Genomic DNA, 18969 nt, shown 5'->3' on the forward strand with positions numbered 1-18969 from the left:
CCCGCAGCGCCTACCCCCAATACCCCAGGAGATACGACATGGCCGATACCCGCTCTCTCGTTGCCGCGCTGTTCGCCGCCGGCCTGTGCAGCACGCCCGTCGCTGCCGCTGCCGAACCTGCCCCGGTTCAAGCGTCCGCCCCAGGCATCGATCGCGATGCCCTGAAGAAACAGGCGGTCGTCGATGTCGAGGCGCACGCCAAGCTGATCCAGCAGATGGTCGATTCCCTGTTCAGCTTCGCCGAGCCCGGCTTCCAGGAATTCCAGACGATGGATTATCTGACGGGCATCCTGAAGAAGGAGGGCTTCACCATCACCAGGGGCGTCGCCGGCATTCCCACTGCCTGGACGGCGACATGGGGTACGGGCGGGCCGCTGGTCGCGTTGGGCAGCGACGTCGATGGCCTGCTCGGCCTGTCGCAATATCCTGGTTCGCCGACGCTCAAGCCGATGATCGCAGGCGCGCCGGGGCACGGCGAAGGCCATAATTCGGGCATGCCGATGATGATCGCCGCCGCCATCGCCGCCAAGGACGTAATGGTGAAGAACAAGATCCCCGGCCGGATGATGCTGTGGCCCGGCGTTGCCGAGGAACTGCTCGCGACCAAGGCCTGGTACGTCCGCGACGGTCTGTTCAAGGGCGTCGATATGTCGATCTTCGCGCATGTCAGCAGCGATTTCGGCACCGGCTGGGGCAACAGCGGCAACAACGCGCTCGTGTCCGCCGAATACACGTTCCACGGCAAGACCGCGCACGCCGCGGGCATGCCTTGGGAGGGACGCAGCGCACTCGACGGGGTCGAGGTGATGGATGTCGCCTGGAACATGCGCCGCGAGCATCTGCCCGTCACGCAGCGATCGCACTACGTCATCACCAATGGCGGCGGACAGCCTAACATCGTCCCCGACCTCGCCACCGTCTGGTATTATTTCCGCGACCTGAATTTCGACAGCGTCCGCGATCTGTATACCACCGGCAACGAGATCGCCGACGCCGCGGCCAAGGCGACCGGCACCACCGTCGAACACAAGCTGCTCGGCTATGCCGCCCCCAATTACGGCAACAAGCCACTGGCCGAAGCCGCCTTTGCGAATATCAAGGCGGTCGGCATGCCCAGCTGGAGCAGCGACGACCAGGCGTTCGCCAAGGCGGTACAGGAAACCAACAAGCGCACGGTAAAGGCGTTGCCGACGACCATCGGCGACCTGTCCACCCCGGCCAATCGGGAGCGTTCGCTGGGTGGCGGATCGGACGATATCGGCGATGTCATGTGGACGGTGCCGACGATCACCGTGCGCTACCCTTCCAACATTCCCAGCATGATCGGCCACAACGTGCTGTCGGCGATCGCGATGGCCACGCCGATCGCGCACAAGGGCGCGGTAGCGGGCGCCAAGGCGGTCTCGATGACCGTGCTCGACATCATGACGACCCCGCAATTGGTGACCGAGGCCAAGGCGTTCCAGCAGACCGTGCAGTTCAAGGACCAGAAATACGACCCCGTCGTCACCGCCAACGATCCGCCGGCGATCCATCTCAACACGGAGCTCATGGAGCGGATGCGGCCGGCGATGAAGAAATTCTATTATGATCCGGCCAAATATCCCACGTATCTCGACCAGCTGGGCATGAAATATCCAGCGATCGCAACCGAGCCGGCCAAAACCAACTAGGCTTTGGGTTGGCGGAATCTCGGGCGCGGCCTTTCGGTTGAACGCCGTGCCGAATGACCGAAAGCCTCGCCCGGACATGACGTGGCGGCCACGACGGGGCCGCCACTATCCGTTCGTCACGTCGAGGGAACGGCGGTTTCAAGGCTCCGCGAACATGTGCTAGCCCGGGTTGCGATAAATACGGGAGGGGAAATGCCGGACCTTCGCAGCAGATTCGACGCCGTGTTCGGTGGAGGCTCGGCGCCGGGCCCTGCCCTGCCCGAGGGCGCGGTATCGGACGACTGGTTCGCGCGGCCGGCATGCCGGAACTGCGGGACGGCGATGACCAGCGCGTATTGCGGTGCGTGCGGACAGAAGGCGGCACGGCGGTTCGTGGTCCGCGATATCCGCACGGAGACTTGGGATCGCCTCCGCCTGTTCGAACTGAAATCGGTGCGCACGCTCGGCCGGCTGGTCGTCGCGCCCGGCACGGTCGCCCGCGACTATGTGCTGGGCCGGCGTGCCGCGTACATGCACCCGCTGAAACTGCTCGTCGCGACCGTCGCCATCCTGGTTCTGCTGCTGGCGGGCAGCCAGTATTTCAACGTCTACGCCGACGTGCAGCGCGATGCCGTCGTCAAGCGCATGGCCGGTCAGGTGTTGGCCTATTCCAACTGGAGCTTCTCGCTCGGCATCGTGGCGATCGTCGCCGCGGCACGGCTGATGTTCCGCCACCGGCTCGGCTATAATCTGATCGAGGTGACGGTCCTCGCGATCTACTGCCAGTCGGTCGTTCTCGCGTTCATCAGCATCAACCTGCTGCCGACGCTGATCTGGCACGACCCGGCGTTCATCCTGGCCCACAAGAGCGCGTCGCAACTCTATATTCCGGCCCTGAAAACGCTGGTCGTCATGGTCGCGTATCGGCAGTTCTACCGGCTTTCATGGCGCAGCGACTGGCCAAGACTGATTTTGGCCGGCATGATGTTCTCCGCGATCAACTGGACGTTACTGCGGTTCTACGCATGGGCGATCCTGTGGCTGGTAAGCCACTGACGAGGAGAAGGCGACGTGCGGACCCTGCATCGAGCATCGGCGGCTGCGATGGCAGCTCTTCTGGCAGGGGGGTGCGGCAAGGCCGACGACACCAGCAAGACCGCATCCAGCGCCACCCGCGTCAAGGCGATCGCCTCGACGTTGCAAGCCTGTTCCTATGACGGAAAGCCGGTCCAGGCGCAGGCCTCCGCACTGACCGGCGGCGCGCCGCAGGACTGCGCCAGCGCGGTCACCCGCATCATGGGCTACACCGGCCTGCCCGCCAATTTCGTGGTCGTGTCCGGCCCGGTGCCGAACGCCGCCGCGGTCATCCTGCTCGACGACAAGCGCGTGCCGCGACGGGTCATCGCGTTCAACCCCGCCTTCATGCAGGCGGCCGAGGCGCAGGTCGGCGGCAGCGTCTGGGGGCCGATCAGCATCATGGCGCACGAGATCGCGCATCATCTGTCGGGACACACGATCGTTCCGGGCGGCAGCCGCCCCGAGATCGAACTGGAGGCCGACAAGTTCAGCGGGTACGTCCTGCAAAAGATGGGCGCGCCGCTCGCCGATGCGCAGCGCATGATCATGACCGTCGGCAGCAGTCACGGCTCGCCGACCCATCCGGCGAAGACCCAGCGCGCCGACTCGATCCGGCAGGGTTGGGAGGAGTCCTGCAAACAATCCGGCGGGCTCGACTGCCGTAGCGGTACCGCGCCTCCGGCATCCACCGGCAGTGCGCCCGGCGTGACGGGTGCGACGATAGCCCGCGAGGATCCGGCGTTGCCCGCCGCCACGACGCCGCCGATCGTCAACGCGTCCGTCCCCTTCCGGACGTTGCCGACGCCAGGATCGGTCCCGTTCAAATACGGACGCTTCGTCGTCGACGAGACCGGGCGGCTCGATCCGGCGCGCGTGAAGACGATGGAACAGCGACTATACGGCTTGGCGAAGACCGCCGGCGTCGAGATCAGCGTGCTGGTCGTCAACAATTTGAAGGGGCTGTCTGCCAACGATTACGCCTGGGCGATGATGCGCCAGCTGCGCGTCGGCAAGCTCGACGTCGGCAACGGTGCGGTCGTCGTCGTCGCCCCCCGGCAACACCAGGCAGCCGTCGCGTTCGGCCCCGGCCTGGCGAAGGAAGCCGAGTTCTCCGATCCCAATAAGCAATTGCTCCAGTGGATCGATGCCGCATGGCCGAACTGCGAGGATGCCGACGGGTGCGCTGGCTGGACCGACACATTGCTCGGCAGCTTGAACGGCACGCTGTTCTGGGCGGAACGCAGCAAATGGACGATCGACTATCAAAGCCTCGGCCAGTTGCTGGATCATTACAATGCGATCGATGCCGAGCGGCAGCGTACGAAGCGAGCCTTCAATCCCGCCACCGATCAGCCCAATGGCAATCTCGTCCGGGTGTCGGGACGCATCACCAATCTCGCATCGTCGACCGGGTTCGGGCAGGCCAATGCGCGGCTGCTAGGCGGGAAGCTCGGCTATACCGCGGTCAACATGACCACCGACGATGGCCATGACCTCGTCCTGTACGTCGCACCGCGGCTCGCGCCGCTCATGCCGTCCGGCGCGCTGAAGAACGGCGCCCGCTATACCGTCGTCGGTCGCCTGCAGAGCACCGGCGACAAGGCCAGCAAGCAGGCGTCGTCGATGTGGCTGTTCAGCTACGACGACATCTGACGGCAGAGCCTGCGTGCTCGAAACCTCGATCCCCGGCCGGAATGCTATGCAATCACTATAGCCCCCGGCCGGCATCGACATCGAATTGCTATGCGACGCGGCGTAATTATCGCCCTGCATGAAACGGCCAGCTGATCTGCGATCGACCTCGAGCAGAGCAGTGTCCCGCGCGTCTTCATGCATTGGATACCCGTCGTAAGGAGTAATCACCGTGCCGTTGATCGCCGATCCGGAGCCTGACTCTAGCATATCGACCTTGAATGTCGGCCAGGACGCCGCCGGTCACTGGCTCGTCCAGGAAAGCCGGGGCCTGTTGGAGGGCCGCTTCATATCGTTCGAAGCCGCGATGGCCTTTGCCCGCGCCGAGCGTCACGGATTCCCCGGCGCCGGGATTTCCGTCCTGAGCAGCCCGCTCGTCCCACAGATCTCGTTCGCCCCTGTGGCGCCCTGGGAAACCGCGCTCGATCGCGCCGCCTGACGACATGCTCGGCACTGTCCTGGGAGAACCAACGATGGTCACGTCCAAATCCACGATGCGCCCCGACCCGGCGCGTCCGCATCCTGTCGCCGTGTCCGCGATATCGGACACCGCCGCCATGCCCACCAGCGATGACCGATGGCCCGCGATCGCCGACGCGATCATGGACCTTCGCGATCGCGGTCGGTGCAGCATCCGCATCGTCGACTGCGACTGCGGTGCTGGCGAAACGCTGATGTGCGCCGCCCGCTATGCGCGGTCGCTGGGCTTCACGGCGATCGAGGCGCGCGGTGTCGACGGCGCCGCTGCGCTCGTGGCGCGCGCCTGCTCGCGCGCGGCACGACTCCACGATTCGGCGATCGGCGTCACGTTCGAGAGACGCGATCCCGTGTCGGCGTTGCGCGACGAAGCCGATTTCCCCGCCGACATCGTCCTGTGGCACGATGCGCGGACGAAACGGCAGGAGATCCTCGCCGCCGTCGCCGCAGCAGCAGACATTGCGATCGGCGATACCCGCGCGGCCTCCGGTCGCCGCAGTCGCGTCGAGCGCGCGGCATGACGCTACGCGACGTGACGTGGCGCGCCGGCGGCCTGACGCTGTTCGGCATTGCCTGTGTCATCGGCCTCGACGACCGGCTCGGCGATGGCGGCGCTTCGAGCGCGGGCACCGTCGTGGCCGGCCTGTTCAGCTTCGGCCTGGCGATCCTGGGGATCGTGCTGCTCGTCCAGGGCAAGCGCGTCGCACTGGCATGGCGGGTGGAACGAAGCCCTCACCGTAACCTGGCGGCGATCATCCACGCCCAGCGACAGCGGCGCGCGAGCCGCCCGGATCGAACGACGATCGAATCCTGACTTCGGTGCGCGGCCGTGGCTGCAGAGCCGCACCCGCGGTCGCGCCCGCGAAATCGCCACTACGGCAAATCCTTGATCGTGATCGGACCCCAATGCCTCCCTTCCATTCGCGTGACGGCGTCATGCATGCCGAGAACGTGTCGATGACGGACATCGCAGCCACGGTCGGGACGCCCGTCTATGTCTACTCGACCTCGGCGCTGCGAGACGCGGCCCGGGCCTTCAAGACCGGCCTCTCGTGCGTCCCGCGCAAGCATCTCGCATTCGCGGTAAAGGCAAATCCCAATATCGCGGTCCTGCAGCTTCTGGCCGAGGAGGGGTATGGCGCCGACATCGTCTCCGCCGGCGAGATGACCCGCGCGCTCGCGGCAGGAATGCGCGCCGATGCGATCGTCTTTTCCGGCGTCGGCAAGACGGATCGCGAGCTGTCCGCAGCGCTCGACGCCGGCATCGGCCAGTTCAATATCGAGCTGGAAGAGGAAGGCATCGTCCTGGCGAAACTGGCTGCCGGACGGAACCTGCGCGCCTCCGCGGTCCTGCGCATCAATCCCGACGTCGATGCGGGCACCCATGCCAAGATCTCCACGGGTCGCCGGGAAAACAAGTTCGGCGTAAACCTCGACGATGCCGGCGCGATATATGCACGGCTCGCCAAGCTGGAGGGACTGAACCTTCGCGGCGTCGCCATCCATATCGGCAGCCAGCTGGCCGACCTCGATCCGCTCGAGGCCGCCTACGAAAAGGTCGGCAGGTTCGTCGCGGCGCTGCGCGGTGCCGGTCACACGATCACGCATGTCGATCTGGGCGGCGGGTTGGGCCTCTCCTACCGTGCCGGCGATCCCTGCCCGACGGCGGCCGCGTACGGCGCCATGGTCGCGCGCGTCACCCGCGATTGGGACGTCACGCTGATGTTCGAGCCCGGCCGGTTCATCGTCGGCAATGCCGGGGTGTTGTTGACCGAGGTCGTGTGGGTGAAACCCGGCGCACCGCATCCCTATGTCATCGTCGATGCGGCGATGAACGACCTCGCACGACCCGCGCTCTATGATGCTTTCCACGGTTTTGCGGCCGTGCACCCGCGCGGGCGGCGCATGATCGCCAATATCGCCGGACCGGTCTGCGAAACCGGCGACACCTTCGCGAAAGGCCGCGAGATCGATGCCGTCGAACGCGGCGACCTCGCAGTATTCCAGACCGCCGGCGCGTACGGCGCGACGATGGCCTCGACCTATAATTGCCGCGCGCTGGTGCCGGAGGTCCTGGTCGACGGCGACCGGTTCGCCATCGTCGCCGACAGGATCACCCCCGAGGCCATGCTCGTTTCACAGCATCTACCGTTCTGGCGTGCACGCACCTTACAGGCCGTTGGATGACGTTCGGCCCGTCGTGCCATGACGATGGGCCGAACGCGCGGCATCAGGCTCAGGCGGTGACCGCCTCGGCTTTCGGATTGATCTTCGAGGTGGCCATCGCGGTCAGCTTGTCGTCGGTCGCATATTCCTCGTCGAGCGTTTCCTTGAGGATTGCCGCGATCTCGCTGCGACCAAGCTGGTTCGCCCATGCGATCAGCGTGCCGTAGCGCGTGATCTCGTAGTGCTCGACCGCCTGCGCCGACGCGATCAGCGCCGCATCGAGCACCGCCTTGTCCTCGATCTCGCCGGCGACCTCGTTGGCTTCCTTGATGATGCCGTCGATCGCCGGACAGGTGACCGCCTTCGCCTTTTCGCCGAGCAGGTCGAAGATCCGCTCGAGGCGGGCGATCTGGCGTTCGGTTTCCTCCAGATGCGTCTCGAAGCCCTGTTTCAGTGCCGGGGCGGTCGCCTTGCCGGCCATCTTCGGCAAGGCCTTGGTGATCTGGTTCTCGGCGTAATAGACGTCCTGCAACTGATGCAGGAACAGATCCTCGAAGGTTACGATATCCTTGGAAAACAGGCCCATGATAGTCTCCTTGCGCAGCCCAGGAGCGTTATGCTCCGACGAAGGGGCAACGCGCGGTCCCGGCGCAAGTTTCACCCGGCCGCAGCGCCATCATGCCAGTGCGTGCGGCGCCACGCCGCCAGTCAGATCGCGGATGCGCGTGGTGAGCGTGTCGAGCGAGAACGGCTTGGTGAGCACTTCCATGCCGGGTTCGAGTTGACCGTTGCCGACCGCCGCATTCTCGACATAGCCGGTGATGAACAGCACCTTCAGTCCAGGCCGCAGGACCCGCGCGGCATCCGCCACCTGGCGGCCGTTCATGCCGCCGGGCAGGCCGACATCGGTCACCAGCAGGTCGACATGCGTGCCCGCCTCGAGCACCTTCAACCCGGACGCGCCGTCGATCGCCGACAGGACGGTGTAGCCGAGCTCGTCGAGCACCTCGTCGATCAGTTCGCGGATCGCCGGCTCGTCGTCGACGACGAGGACGGTCCTGCCCGTCCCGTTGCCCTGCAGCCCCACGGCGTCGGTCGGCACGGCCTTCTCGGTCGCCGCACCATGATGGCGCGGCAGGTAGATCGAGATCGTGCTGCCCGTACCGACCTTCGAGCGGACCCGGACCTGTCCCCCCGACTGCCGGGCGAACCCGTAGATCATCGACAGGCCGAGCCCGGTGCCCTGCCCGAGCGGCTTGGTCGTGTAGAACGGGTCGAAGGCGCGGGCTATGACCTCCGGCGGCATGCCGGTGCCGGTGTCGGTGACGGCGAGCACGACATAGTCGCCGGGTGCCATGTCGTGCCGCCGTGCGCCGTCGCCGTCGATCCGGGCCGCGGCCGTCTCGATCGTCAGCACGCCGCCCTCCGGCATCGCATCGCGGCCGTTGATGCACAGGTTGAGCAACGCGTTCTCGAGCTGGCCGGAATCGATCAGCGACGTCGAGGCGTCGCGGGTCGGGGCGATCTCGATGCTCACCGCCGGCCCGACCGAACGCCGCAACAAATCCTCCATGCCGGCTACGAGCTGGTTGATATCGGTGGGCTTGGGATCCAGCGTCTGCCGCCGCGAAAATGCCAGCAGGCGCTGCGTCAACGCCGCGGCACGCTGTCCCGCCGCCTGCGCCGCGGTGACGAACCGGTCGACGCTGTCGAGTCGGCCCTGGCCGATCCGCAACTGGAGCAGTTCGAGATTGCCCATCATCCCGGCCAGCAGATTGTTGAAATCATGCGCGATCCCGCCCGTCAGCTGGCCGACGGCCTCCATCTTCTGCGCCTGGCGAAGCGATTCCTCGGCCTGGCGTCGCTGGGTCGTCTCGGCGCCCTCGGGGACGATGCCAATGACCTTGCCGGACGCATCGACGACCGGACGCATCGACAGGTCGAACGATCGCACCCCGGTCGGCAGATGCAGGACGACTTCCCGCTCGAACAGCGTCCCGGCGCGCGTCAGGTGCACGGCGTCCCTGATCCGGTCGGGCATGCCGGGCGTGCCGGTGAACCACGGCGTGTCCCAGAACGGGCGCCCGACGACATCGGCCAGCGGCAGTTCGATCGCGGCGAGCGAGGTCGCGTTCGAATCGAGCAGGATGCCGTCCGCGTCCATGAACCCCTGGAAGAGCATGGTCGTGTCGAACACCGCCTTGATCCGCAGCTCCGCCGCCAGCAGCGCCTCGGACACTTCGCGCTCCGCGGTCACGTCGCGGCCGCTGGCATAGACGTTGTCGCCGGCACTGTTGGCGACCCACGAGATCGTGCGATAACCGCCGCCCTTGATCGCCAGGCGATTGGTATAGCCGAACACCGGCTCCCGCCACGCGATCGCCAACGCGGCCTCGGTCGCCGCGCGGTCGTCGGGATGGTTGAAGTGGAGATGGCTCCGGCCGATCGCCTCGGACAATTCCCAGCCGAGCAGGCGCGTCCAGGCGGGATTGACCGCCTCGAAGCATCCGTCCCGGTCGATGACCACGAGCAGATCCTGCGCGTTGTTCCAGGTGCGATCGCGCTCCGCGGTGCGCTCGGCAAGATCGTGCGTCCGCTGTTCGACGCGCGCCTCCAGCGTGTCGGCCAGATCGCGCAGTTCGGCCTGCGCCCGCTCGCGATCGGCAAGATGCTGCGCGGCCAGCCGCTGGCGGAGGCGCGCACGCAATGCTGCCCGGGCCGCACTGATCAGCGACGCCGGATGCAGCGGCCGCTCCAGGATCGTGACGTTGAGCAGGTCGTCATACCCACGCGATCCCTGCCGGGTCTCGCCGCGACGGACCAGCAGGATGATCGGGAAATCCGACCAGGGCGGCTGCCGCTCCAGTGCATCGCGCAGCCGATCCGCGTTCAGGCTGGCAAGCACCTCGTCGGTGATGATCGCACCCGCGGCATCGCCCTCCGCGATCGCCGTGATCAGGCGATCGCCATCGATGTCGGCATCGTGCGCCAGCGATGCGGATCCGAGCAGCTGCGCGATGACGGTCGCATCGCGCCCCGCCGGTGCGACGATCAGGAACGGCGCGTCGGTCAGCATTGATGTGGCCGTCGCCGGCGAAACGGTCATCGCGCGCGGCGCGGCTGGCTCGTCAATCCGTTTCGGCAATACGACTTCGCAACAGATGATCCTCGCCGAGATAGGTGGGTGTACCGGTCAGAACGCCCCGGAAGCCGGCAAGTTTCGGACCGATCCGAATACCGCCGCTGTCGATCCGCAGTTCGCGGATCGTCGTTTCGTGCCCCCCGGTACGCCGCTTGACGACCGATATCGCCCGGCGGATTTCGCCATCGGCCTCGAAGAACCGCAGCATGATGACGCTGTCCGACAGATAGGTGAGATCGACCGGCGACTGCATCGCGCCGACCATGCCCGCCTGGGTCAGGATCAGGAACGTCAACACGCCCTGCTGGTTCAGGTAGGTGATGATCTCGTGCATCTGGAGCAGCATATACTGCTCCTCGGGCATCGCGTGCTGATAGCCGGTCAGCGAATCGAGCACGACCATCGTCGCACCCTGCTCGACATGATCGCGGATGATCCCGGTAAGCTCGCCCGGCGACAGTTCGGCAGGATCGACCTGGCGAAACGTGAACTGTTCCGACTTCTCGTATTGCCCGACGTCGAGGTTCAGTCCCGCGGCGCGGCGCAGGAAAACGCGCGATGTCTCGTCGAAGCTGACGAACAGCACCTGCTCGCCGCGTTCCAGCCCGGCATAGACATATTGCATCGTCAGCGTGGTCTTGCCCGCGCCCGACGGCCCGATCACCAGCGTCGATGTCCCGTAGTCGATCCCGCCGCCGACCAGCGCATCCAGTTCGGGTACGCCGCTGAGCGCCTGGTGATCGACGAAACCCTCGTCCGGGTGCGCCGCGGCCACCAGCCGCGGAAAGATCTGAAGGCCGCCGGTCCGGATCACGAAATCGTGGAACCCGCCGCGAAACGCGCGCGCGCGCATCTTGTAGACGCGCAGCCGGCGGCGTTCGGCGCCGTATGGCTTGGCCACCTGGTCGAGCCGGACGACACCATGCGCCAGGCTGTGCAGGCTCAGATCGTCGGTCGTCTGGGTAAGATCGTCGAGGAACAGGACGGTGCAGTTCCGCTGCGCGAAATAATGCTTCATCGCCATCACCTGGCGGCGGAAGCGGAGCGGCCCCTGGGCCAGCAGGCGGATCTCGGACAGGCTGTCGAACACCACCCGGTCGGGTGCGACGCGGTCGATCTCGGCCATCACCATCTGCACGGTCTCGCCGAGTTCGAGATCGGAGGTGTAGACGATCGACTGTTCGCGGTCGGGATCGAGGCTGAGCTCGGGCGGCACCAGTTCGAAGATCTCGATCGCGCTCACGTCCCAGCCATGCGTGTCGCAGACCTGGAGCAGCTCGTCGCGGCTCTCCGACAGCGTGATGTAGAGCGCGCGCTCGCCCTTCGCGACGCCGTCGAGCAGGAACTGGAGCCCCAGCGTGGTCTTGCCCGAGCCGGGTTCGCCTTCTAGCAGATGGACGCGGTTGAACGCGTAGCCGCCCTGGAGAATGTCATCGAGCGCCGGCGAGCCGGTCGATACAGCCCCTCCACCGCGGGTGCGGTCGTCAGACTGGCTCATAATTCTCTCCATGATTTCAACGCGCCCTGCCAAACATCCCGCGCGCCGGCAACCTGAATCGTGGCTCTGACGCACAGCGGTTCGCGGACCGGTAGTCGCGCACTGAACTTTGCCGTTACTCACCTGCGGCAAGGTCTGCGTCTTCACTTTTCGGTGTCCAGCGAGCAGAAGACCCTATGCCGATCCCGCCAGCATTTTCGTTTCCACCCCACGTCGCGGTCGCGGACCCAGCCGAATTGGCCGCTCCGTCCGGATGCGTCCTGCGATGAACGCGCCCTCCGCGCTCGCCCGACACGCGAGCCTGGCCCTCCGCGAAGGACGGATCGACGACGGCATCGCTGCGTATCGCGCGTTGCTCGCGGTCGAGCCGGACAGCGCGACGCACTGGTTCAACTTCGGCTATCTGCTGCGGTGTGCACGCCGGTTCGACGAGGCGGTGGCGGCGTATGCGACCGCGCTCGAACGGGGGATCGATCGCCCCGAAGAGGTCCATCTCAACCGTGCGGTGATCCTCTCCGACTTCCTGGACCGCGGTGACGAGGCCGAGCGCGACCTGCGCCGGGCGATCGCGATCGCGCCGGGCTTCCTTGCTGCGCACCTCAATCTCGGCAATCTGCTGGAGGATCGCGGCGATGCGGCGGCGGCGTACGCGGTGTATGCCGATGCATTGGCGATCGCGCCGAGGAACGGTCGTGCGCTCGCCCGGATGGCGGCGATCGATGTGTTCGCAGGCCGTTCCAAACCGGTTCCGGCGCGGTTGCGCACCGCGCTCGCGACCCCGAGGATGCCCGCGGATGCCATCGCCGAGATCGGTTTCGCACTCGGATCGGCACTCGATGCGGAGGGCGCGTACGCAGAGGCATTCGCCGCGTACGAGGCCGCCAATCGCGCCGCACAAGCCGCCGCTCATCCTGCGCTCCGCTACGACCGTGCCGCGCACGAGCGGCTGATCGACCGGTTGATCGCCCTCCCCCCCGCCCCGCTGCCATCCGCCCCGCTGCCGTCCAACCCGCACAACGACGCGCGCGCGCCGGTGTTCGTGTGCGGCATGTTCCGATCGGGATCGACGCTGGTCGAACAGATCCTGTCGCGCCACAGCCGGGTTACCGCGGGCGGCGAGCTCGAGACCATACCGGCGTTGGCCGGCGCGCTGCCATCCTATCCCGAGATACTCGCCGACGCGCCGCAAGCGCTGATCGACAGCCTGCGCGCGCAGTATCTCGCCGAAGCCAACGCACTGTATCCGGACGCAGACCTGCTGACCGACAAGCGGCCCGACAATTTCCTGCACATCGGGCTGATCAAGCGCCTGTTCCCGCATGCCCGCATCGTCCACACGACGCGCGCGCCGCTCGACAATATCCTGTCGATCTTCTTCCTCTATTTCGACGACAGCATCACCTATGGCCACCGGCTCGGCGATATCGCGCACTGGTACGGTCAGTATCGGCGACTGATGGCGCATTGGCGGGCGCTGTATCCGGACGACATCCACGACGTGGCCTATGACGCCGTCGTGCGAAATCCGGCGCCGACGATCGCCGCGCTGCTCGCATTCTGCGGGCTCGACTGGGAGGACGACGTGCTGGCGCATGGCAAGGGCCGCGGGCTGGTCCGCACCGCCAGCGTCTGGCAGGTCCGCCAGCCCTTGCACCAGCGATCATCGGGTCGCTGGCGCAATTATGCCGAACAGCTCGCGGCGGTCAGGGCCGAACTGGGCGCGTTCGGCGCGGACCTCTGAGCGTCAGGGGGCGACCGAACCCTGGCCGGTGATGCGGAACACCTCTTTCAGCATCGCCTGCTCGTCACCGGTAAGATGCGGATTCCACACGTCGAAGATCAGGACGATACGCGGCTGATCGCTGTCGTTCCACGCCTCGTGCTCGATCGTGTCGTCGAACCCGAACGCCTCGCCCTCCCGCCAGGCGCGCGTCTCGCCGCCGACGCGGAAGCGGCATTTGTCTGGCACGACCAGCGGCAGGTGGATGATCGTCCGCGTGTTGGTGACGCCGGTGTGCGCCGGAATATGTGCGTGCGGGCGCAGGATCGAGAAGAACGCGGTCGGTGCCTTGCCGGGGATATCGGTCTGCGGCACCGAGGCGAGCGCGGAGGCGGTCTCGGGGCAGCGCGCACAGACCTCGTCGTTGCGGACGCCATATTCCCAGAGGAAGCATGCGCTCCAGTCGAGATTGTCGTCGAGCGCCGACCAGCGGTTATGCGGCGTGCCGCTGTCGAGACGGACATAGGGGCGGATCGCGGGAATGCCCTCCGTGACGAGCGCGAGTGCCTCGGCGCGGATCGCCGGCACGCGCGCCTCGAGATCGGCGAACCACGGGAACAGCGCGGGGTCGAAGAACTCGTCGGCGGGCAGGAACGGGAAATGCAGCCCGGTGCACTGGTTCGTGTAGATCGCCCGCCGGCCCAGCATATGATCGACGCACGCCGCCATCCGCCGCGATGCGGTGCCCGACAGCGCGGTATCGATCTCGCGGCCCAGCGCCGCGGTGTGGTCGGCAAGGAACGCGCGGCCGCGGCGCAGCGCGTCCTCGATCGCGGGCGGGCGATCGGGCATCGCGGCGGCCATCTGGACGACCCCCGACCAGCCGGTCGCGGCGGCGATCGTATCGCCCCGCCGCTGGTGGAGCTCGGTCATGCGCAGGTGCGCGGTAAAATTGAGCCGGTCGATCGACAGCGCCCGCGCGAGGCTGTCATGCTCGGCGTCGTCGGCACCGCGCGCGCGGTGGACGGTCGCCTGGTTGATCCACAGCACGGGCTGGCCGGGATCGCCTGCCGCGGCGCCGGCGAAACAGCGCAAGGCGAGATCGAGATCCTCGTCCGCGAGCGCCCGCATGCCGCGGGCGTTGAGGACTTGCGGATGATCCGGCGCGGCCTGGAGCGCTTCGTCGAGCAGGCGGCGTTCGTCGGCGACCTGCCCCTGCTGCCGCGCGGTCATAGCCGCTCCGACCAGGGATTGTGCACGGGGGGATAAGGAAGCCATGGCCTGGGCTATCGCCAAGCTCGGGGCGGTGCAAGCGGGCGTCGTGCATGACGCGGCTGGTGCGGCGGGAAGCGGGCGATCCGCTCGCAGTCGAACGGAGGTCGGGCCGTTTTCGATGCGTCTGGCATGCTCACGGTGATCGGAATGATGGCGAGGTGAGGCCGCTCACTCGCGGTGCGCTATCCCCTTTGAACGCGCCCTTATGTTTCTCCCACGGAAGCGAGAGTCTTAGGTCATCGGCAACGGCGTACTTAACTCCTGGACCCCCGCATTCGCGGTGGAACGGGACAGGCGGCGTGCATCTAGAACTACGAGACCATGACGCCGTGAGATCGCGAGATCGCATGCCTCAGGTGGCCACGGCCAAGCGGCAGGGTCGGCGTGGCCGCAACGAAAAAGGGGGCGGCCGTCAGGCCACCCCCTTTCCGTCGTTCGGATCAAGCGGCGCTTAGAAGCGGAGCTTGCCCGAGACCGAGAACAGACGACCGATCGTGTCGTAGGTTGCCGGGTAGGTGTTGCCACCATTGTAGGCCGTCGAACCCGCCGACGAACCGACCAGCGGCGCTTCCTTGCCGGTGAGGTTGCGGACGCCCGTGGTCATCGTGAAGTTGTCGTTCACTTCGAACTGCACCGACAGATCGAGGTAGTTGTAGGCCTTGATCTTGTTGAAGTTGAACGACTGGCCTGCGAGCGGCGATGGTCCGGTGACCGTACCGTTGAACAGGTTGCGCGACGTTGCCGAGAAGCCACGTGCGGCGAAATCATTCGCCTGGCCCTCATACTGGACCCCACCGATGTGGCGCCAGAGCAACGACACCGTGCCAGGCCCGAACGACAGGCTGGTACGCTGGTTCCACTGATACTCGGGCTGGATCGACGCGCAGTTGGTGCTGAAATAACCGACGCAATCGCGGTTGTAGCCAGTCGACGACGCCTGGAACTTGCGATGCGCGGTCCAGGTACCCTGGAAGCCGATGTTGAAGCCGAAGTCGCCGAACTCATGCGCGTAGTTCGCGGTGAGATCGATGCCGTCCGTCGACAGGCGCCCACGGTTGGTGAGCGGCTGCGGCAGGCCGGGGATCGTTGCGCTGGAACCGCTGAGACGACCGTTGGCACCACGACGGATCGAGGTACATGCTGCCGACGCAGCCTGTGCCGCCGTGATCGCCGCCGCATTGGTCCCGAAGCACTCGCCCAGGATGTCGCTCGGCACCGCCGAGGTGATCGCGTTCTTCACCTTGATGTTGAAGTAGTCGACCCCGACGCTCAGGCCCGGAACCAGACCACGCGGCTGGATGACGACACCGAACGTGTAGGTGTCGGCCTTTTCCGGCAGGATGTTCGGGTTGCCACCACCGGTGACGTTGACCTGGCCCGACGAAGGCTCCTGGATCAGGCCGATCGAGCTGGCAGCCGCGCCCTGGCCGATGCACGCTGCTCGCAGGTTGGCGTTGCCGACCGGACGTGCGCCGACGCAAGGGTCGAGACCCGGCGCCAGGTTGTCGAGGCCGGTCGAGACGGGCGAGAACAGCTCCTCGATGTTCGGCGCACGCACCGCGCGCTGGTAGTTGCCGCGGAACTTGATCTCCTGGACCGGCTCGAAGCTGCCGCCGAACTTGTAGGTCGTGGCGTTGAAGCTCGGGTTGTTCGCAGCCTGGACCTTGTAGTCCGAGTAGCGGACGCCGGCTTCGAGCGTCAGCGAGTGGAAGAACGGACGATCGGCAACCAGCGGCGCGATGATTTCGCCGAACAGTTCGCGAACGTCATAGCTGCCCGAGAACGGCAGGACCGCACCACCGGCACCACCCAGTTCGCCCGGCGACAGCGCATAGGCATCGGGGATCCGGTTGTAGCTGTACTTGCGGTACTCGGCACCACCAGCGAACGCGATCGGCTCGTTGGCGAACGGCGAGGTCGTGCCGAAGTCGCCGTTCAGGACGGCCTTCGCCTGCGACAATGCCGTCTTGATCTGGATCGTGCTCTGACCGTTCAGGAACGCAGCCTGGGCGGACGTGATCGAACCGGCCTGACCGAACAGGTTCAACGGTACGCAGCCATTGGTGGTGACGTTGCAGGTCGTCGTGTTGGTCGCGTTCAGCGCCTGCTGGACGCGCGACCGCAGGACGTAGCCCGACTGGGTCTGGTTCAGATCGCTCTCGCCATACGCACCCGACACGTCGAGCTTGGCATGATCGGAGAAGCGAAGCCGCAGGCCAGCCTTATAATCGAAGATGGTCGTCGTGTATTCCGACACGCGCGGCCCGAGCTCGACCGAACGACGATAGACCGCAGGCAGCGGGATCGCGGCGTTGGTGTTGCACGCCGCGCCGAGCGCGATGCCGTTGTTGGTGCAGAGCTGATCGCGGATGCCCGCGGTCAGATACGGGTTGTTGCCCGGGATGGTCAGCGCTTCGCCGAAGATGCCCGACGGTGCGATGATCGTGCTGACCGAGTTCTTCGAGAACAGGCCGCGCGTGTACACCTCGAGGTTGTCGTTAACCTCGTAGTTCGCCTGCGCGAAGATGTTGTAGCGCTTAAACGGCGTCTGGAAGATGTTGTACGGGTTGAAGTTGAACCCCTGGTACTGCGGGACCAGCGCGGTGCCGCCCGGATTGATCTGCAGATCGGCAGTCGGGAACGAGATCGTCGTCGGCACCGAGGTGAACGACGAACCCGCGGCAACGCCGGTGGCCGAGTTGATGCCGAACACCGAGACGTCGCGTGCGCCCTGATACAAAGGATCGGCTTCCTGGTAGCCGAGGCTCAGCACGGCGTTACCGCGACCGTCGTCGAAGTTCGCACCGACGGTCAGATCCGCGCGGAAGTAGTTCGAGTCACCCTGCTCGCTGATCTGCTGGCTGGCCGAAGCCTCCATGCCCGCGAAGTTCTTCTTGGTGATGAAGTTGGCGACGCCCGAGACGGCATCGGCACCATAGGTGGTCGACGCGCCACCGGTCAGGATGTCGACGCGCTGGAGCAGCGCGACCGGGATGTTGTTGAGATCGACCGTGCCGCTCGCAGCAGCCGGCACGAGCCGGTCGCCATCGAGGAGGACCAGGTTACGCTGCGAACCGAGGTTGCGCAGGTTGATCGTGGCGAAACCGCCATTGCCGTTGTTGGTGGCGGCACCGATGCCGGCGACCGCACCCGGAAGCTCGCGGATGACCTGCTCGACATTGTTGATGTTGCGCAGCGTCAGCTCGTTCTCGGAGACCACGTTGACCGGGCTCGACGACACGAGGTTGGGATTGCTGATCAGCGTACCCGTGACGACGATGTCCTGGCCTTCTTCGGCCGGCGCGGGCGTATTGGCGTTGATCGCGGTCTGCTGGGTTTCCTGCGTGGCAGGCGTGACTTGCGCGAGCGCGGGCGTAGCGGCCATCGCGACACCGACGATCAACGTCGAGTTCAGCAGGTGGGAGCGGAAGCGTAGCGTCATGTATGGTGCCCTTTTTGTGCCGTCCCTATGGGATCGGCGACCCTGGCCGGGCTTGATGAAGCCCGGTCTCGCCGCAACGTTTAGATAGCGAATGGATGCGGCCGCAATGGACATTATTCACACTGCGACGGTTTACGATGCTTTGTTGCCAATTGGTCACACGGTGTGACGCGCGGCCGAACGCCGACGATCGGATCCGATCCGGCAGCGATTTCGCATCTTGCCTCGCCCGCCGAACCGGTCGATGCAGTCGTGATACATCGACACACTGGGATATAATTTGATGATCGGACCAATCCTGCTGCTGATCGCATCGACCGGCGCCGTCGGTGACGCCGTCGCAAATCGGGCCGATGCGGACGATCGGAGCGCGAAGTCGGGCACGCTGATCGGCCAGCTCGGCGATTGCCGCGCCATTCGCGCCGATGCCGAGCGGCTGGCCTGTTTCGACCGGACGGTCGGCGCGGTCGTCGATGCCCAGCGCAAGAGCGATATCGTGATCCTGGACCGCAGCGAGGTCCGCAAGGCGAAACGATCGCTGTTCGGCTTTTCCCTGCCCTCGATCGAACTGTTCGGCGGCGGCAAGGACGACGAGGCGATGAAGCAGCTGGTCGCCACGATGCGCAGCACGACGCCGCTGCCCGGCGGGCTGATCCGCTTCGAGCTGGACGACGGCGGATTATGGGAAACCACCGAGCAGGTCATGCTCGCGCCACGCCGCGGCGACGTGGTGACGATCAAGGCCGGCGCGCTCGGCAGCTACGTCGCGACCTCGCCCGGTCGTCGCTCGGCCCGCGTCCGCCGCCTGCGCTGACCGCTGCACCATTA

14 protein-coding genes are annotated in these 18969 nt (G+C 66.1%); 9 read left to right on the forward strand and 5 right to left on the reverse strand.

The window, feature by feature from the left end; all coding sequences use genetic code 11:
• Positions 1–38: 38 nt before the first annotated feature.
• From VH567_RS02870 to lysA, 7 genes are all read left to right on the forward strand, one after another.
• A complete protein-coding gene (locus tag VH567_RS02870) occupies positions 39–1673 on the forward strand; it encodes an amidohydrolase (RefSeq protein WP_423323003.1) in 1635 nt (544 codons plus the stop codon).
• 192 nt (positions 1674–1865) lie between these two features.
• Entirely contained in the window at positions 1866–2708 is an 843-nt protein-coding gene (locus VH567_RS02875; protein WP_423323005.1) for a DUF3667 domain-containing protein, read from the forward strand.
• 48 nt (positions 2709–2756) lie between these two features.
• Positions 2757–4382, forward strand: a complete 1626-nt coding sequence (locus VH567_RS02880) for a TPM domain-containing protein (RefSeq protein WP_423323007.1) — start codon at positions 2757–2759, stop codon at positions 4380–4382.
• Between the two features lie 211 nt (positions 4383–4593).
• The gene (locus VH567_RS02885) at positions 4594–4860 is read left to right on the forward strand and encodes a hypothetical protein (RefSeq protein WP_423323009.1); all 267 of its coding nucleotides are present in this window, start codon (positions 4594–4596) and stop codon (positions 4858–4860) included.
• 118 nt (positions 4861–4978) lie between these two features.
• Positions 4979–5419 (forward strand): SAM-dependent methyltransferase, encoded by a 441-nt coding sequence (locus VH567_RS02890; RefSeq protein ID WP_423323011.1) that lies wholly within the window; start codon positions 4979–4981, stop codon positions 5417–5419.
• Entirely contained in the window at positions 5416–5712 is a 297-nt protein-coding gene (locus VH567_RS02895; protein WP_423323013.1) for a hypothetical protein, read from the forward strand. The genes VH567_RS02890 and VH567_RS02895 overlap by 4 nt, the downstream gene beginning before the upstream one ends.
• 92 nt (positions 5713–5804) lie before the next feature.
• Positions 5805–7085 carry a diaminopimelate decarboxylase gene (lysA, locus tag VH567_RS02900; protein WP_423323698.1) on the forward strand — a complete coding sequence of 427 codons (1281 nt, stop codon included), beginning with the start codon at positions 5805–5807 and terminating at the stop codon, positions 7083–7085.
• Between the two features lie 49 nt (positions 7086–7134).
• On the opposite strand, the gene VH567_RS02905 is transcribed toward lysA, so the two are convergent.
• The 3 genes from VH567_RS02905 to VH567_RS02915 all read right to left on the reverse strand — a co-directional run bounded on the left by VH567_RS02905 (position 7135) and on the right by VH567_RS02915 (position 11704).
• Complete coding sequence (locus VH567_RS02905) at positions 7135–7650, reverse strand: ferritin-like domain-containing protein (RefSeq protein ID WP_423323015.1); 516 nt, start codon at positions 7648–7650, stop codon at positions 7135–7137.
• A gap of 90 nt (positions 7651–7740) precedes the next feature.
• Positions 7741–10140: an ATP-binding protein gene (locus VH567_RS02910; protein WP_423323017.1), complete on the reverse strand. Its 2400-nt coding sequence runs from the start codon at positions 10138–10140 to the stop codon at positions 7741–7743.
• 52 nt (positions 10141–10192) lie between these two features.
• Positions 10193–11704, reverse strand: coding sequence for an ATPase domain-containing protein (locus VH567_RS02915; protein ID WP_423323019.1), 1512 nt, complete (start codon positions 11702–11704; stop codon positions 10193–10195).
• 265 nt (positions 11705–11969) lie between these two features.
• On the opposite strand from VH567_RS02915, the gene VH567_RS02920 reads away from it, so the two are divergent.
• Entirely contained in the window at positions 11970–13445 is a 1476-nt protein-coding gene (locus VH567_RS02920; RefSeq protein ID WP_423323021.1) for a sulfotransferase, read from the forward strand.
• 3 nt (positions 13446–13448) lie between these two features.
• Here the strand turns inward: VH567_RS02920 and VH567_RS02925 are convergent, their stop codons facing one another.
• Complete coding sequence (locus tag VH567_RS02925) at positions 13449–14657, reverse strand: aspartyl/asparaginyl beta-hydroxylase domain-containing protein (protein ID WP_423323022.1); 1209 nt, start codon at positions 14655–14657, stop codon at positions 13449–13451.
• 493 nt (positions 14658–15150) lie between these two features.
• On the reverse strand, positions 15151–18141 hold the full coding sequence (locus VH567_RS02930) for a TonB-dependent receptor domain-containing protein (protein ID WP_423323024.1): 2991 nt from the start codon (positions 18139–18141) through the stop codon (positions 15151–15153).
• A gap of 283 nt (positions 18142–18424) precedes the next feature.
• On the opposite strand from VH567_RS02930, the gene VH567_RS02935 reads away from it, so the two are divergent.
• Positions 18425–18955 carry a hypothetical protein gene (locus VH567_RS02935; RefSeq protein ID WP_423323026.1) on the forward strand — a complete coding sequence of 177 codons (531 nt, stop codon included), beginning with the start codon at positions 18425–18427 and terminating at the stop codon, positions 18953–18955.
• Positions 18956–18969: the final 14 nt, after the last annotated feature.

Source organism: Sphingomonas sp. 4RDLI-65, assembly GCF_049472435.1.
Classification (GTDB): domain Bacteria; phylum Pseudomonadota; class Alphaproteobacteria; order Sphingomonadales; family Sphingomonadaceae; genus Sphingomonas.

What these genes read in the sequence shown, in the direction of transcription:
- VH567_RS02915 (WP_423323019.1), bottom strand. Translation starts at nt 11,704, where the DNA reads ATGAGCCAGTCTGACGACCGCACCCGCGGTGGAGGGGCTGTATCGACC.
- VH567_RS02910 (WP_423323017.1), bottom strand. Translation starts at nt 10,140, where the DNA reads ATGCTGACCGACGCGCCGTTCCTGATCGTCGCACCGGCGGGGCGCGAT.
- VH567_RS02880 (WP_423323007.1), top strand. Translation starts at nt 2,757, where the DNA reads ATGGCAGCTCTTCTGGCAGGGGGGTGCGGCAAGGCCGACGACACCAGC.
- VH567_RS02890 (WP_423323011.1), top strand. Translation starts at nt 4,979, where the DNA reads ATGCCCACCAGCGATGACCGATGGCCCGCGATCGCCGACGCGATCATG.
- VH567_RS02925 (WP_423323022.1), bottom strand. Translation starts at nt 14,657, where the DNA reads ATGACCGCGCGGCAGCAGGGGCAGGTCGCCGACGAACGCCGCCTGCTC.
- VH567_RS02920 (WP_423323021.1), top strand. Translation starts at nt 11,970, where the DNA reads ATGAACGCGCCCTCCGCGCTCGCCCGACACGCGAGCCTGGCCCTCCGC.
- VH567_RS02930 (WP_423323024.1), bottom strand. Translation starts at nt 18,141, where the DNA reads ATGACGCTACGCTTCCGCTCCCACCTGCTGAACTCGACGTTGATCGTC.
- VH567_RS02875 (WP_423323005.1), top strand. Translation starts at nt 1,866, where the DNA reads ATGCCGGACCTTCGCAGCAGATTCGACGCCGTGTTCGGTGGAGGCTCG.
- lysA (WP_423323698.1), top strand. Translation starts at nt 5,805, where the DNA reads ATGCCTCCCTTCCATTCGCGTGACGGCGTCATGCATGCCGAGAACGTG.
- VH567_RS02905 (WP_423323015.1), bottom strand. Translation starts at nt 7,650, where the DNA reads ATGGGCCTGTTTTCCAAGGATATCGTAACCTTCGAGGATCTGTTCCTG.
- VH567_RS02870 (WP_423323003.1), top strand. Translation starts at nt 39, where the DNA reads ATGGCCGATACCCGCTCTCTCGTTGCCGCGCTGTTCGCCGCCGGCCTG.
- VH567_RS02895 (WP_423323013.1), top strand. Translation starts at nt 5,416, where the DNA reads ATGACGCTACGCGACGTGACGTGGCGCGCCGGCGGCCTGACGCTGTTC.
- VH567_RS02935 (WP_423323026.1), top strand. Translation starts at nt 18,425, where the DNA reads ATGATCGGACCAATCCTGCTGCTGATCGCATCGACCGGCGCCGTCGGT.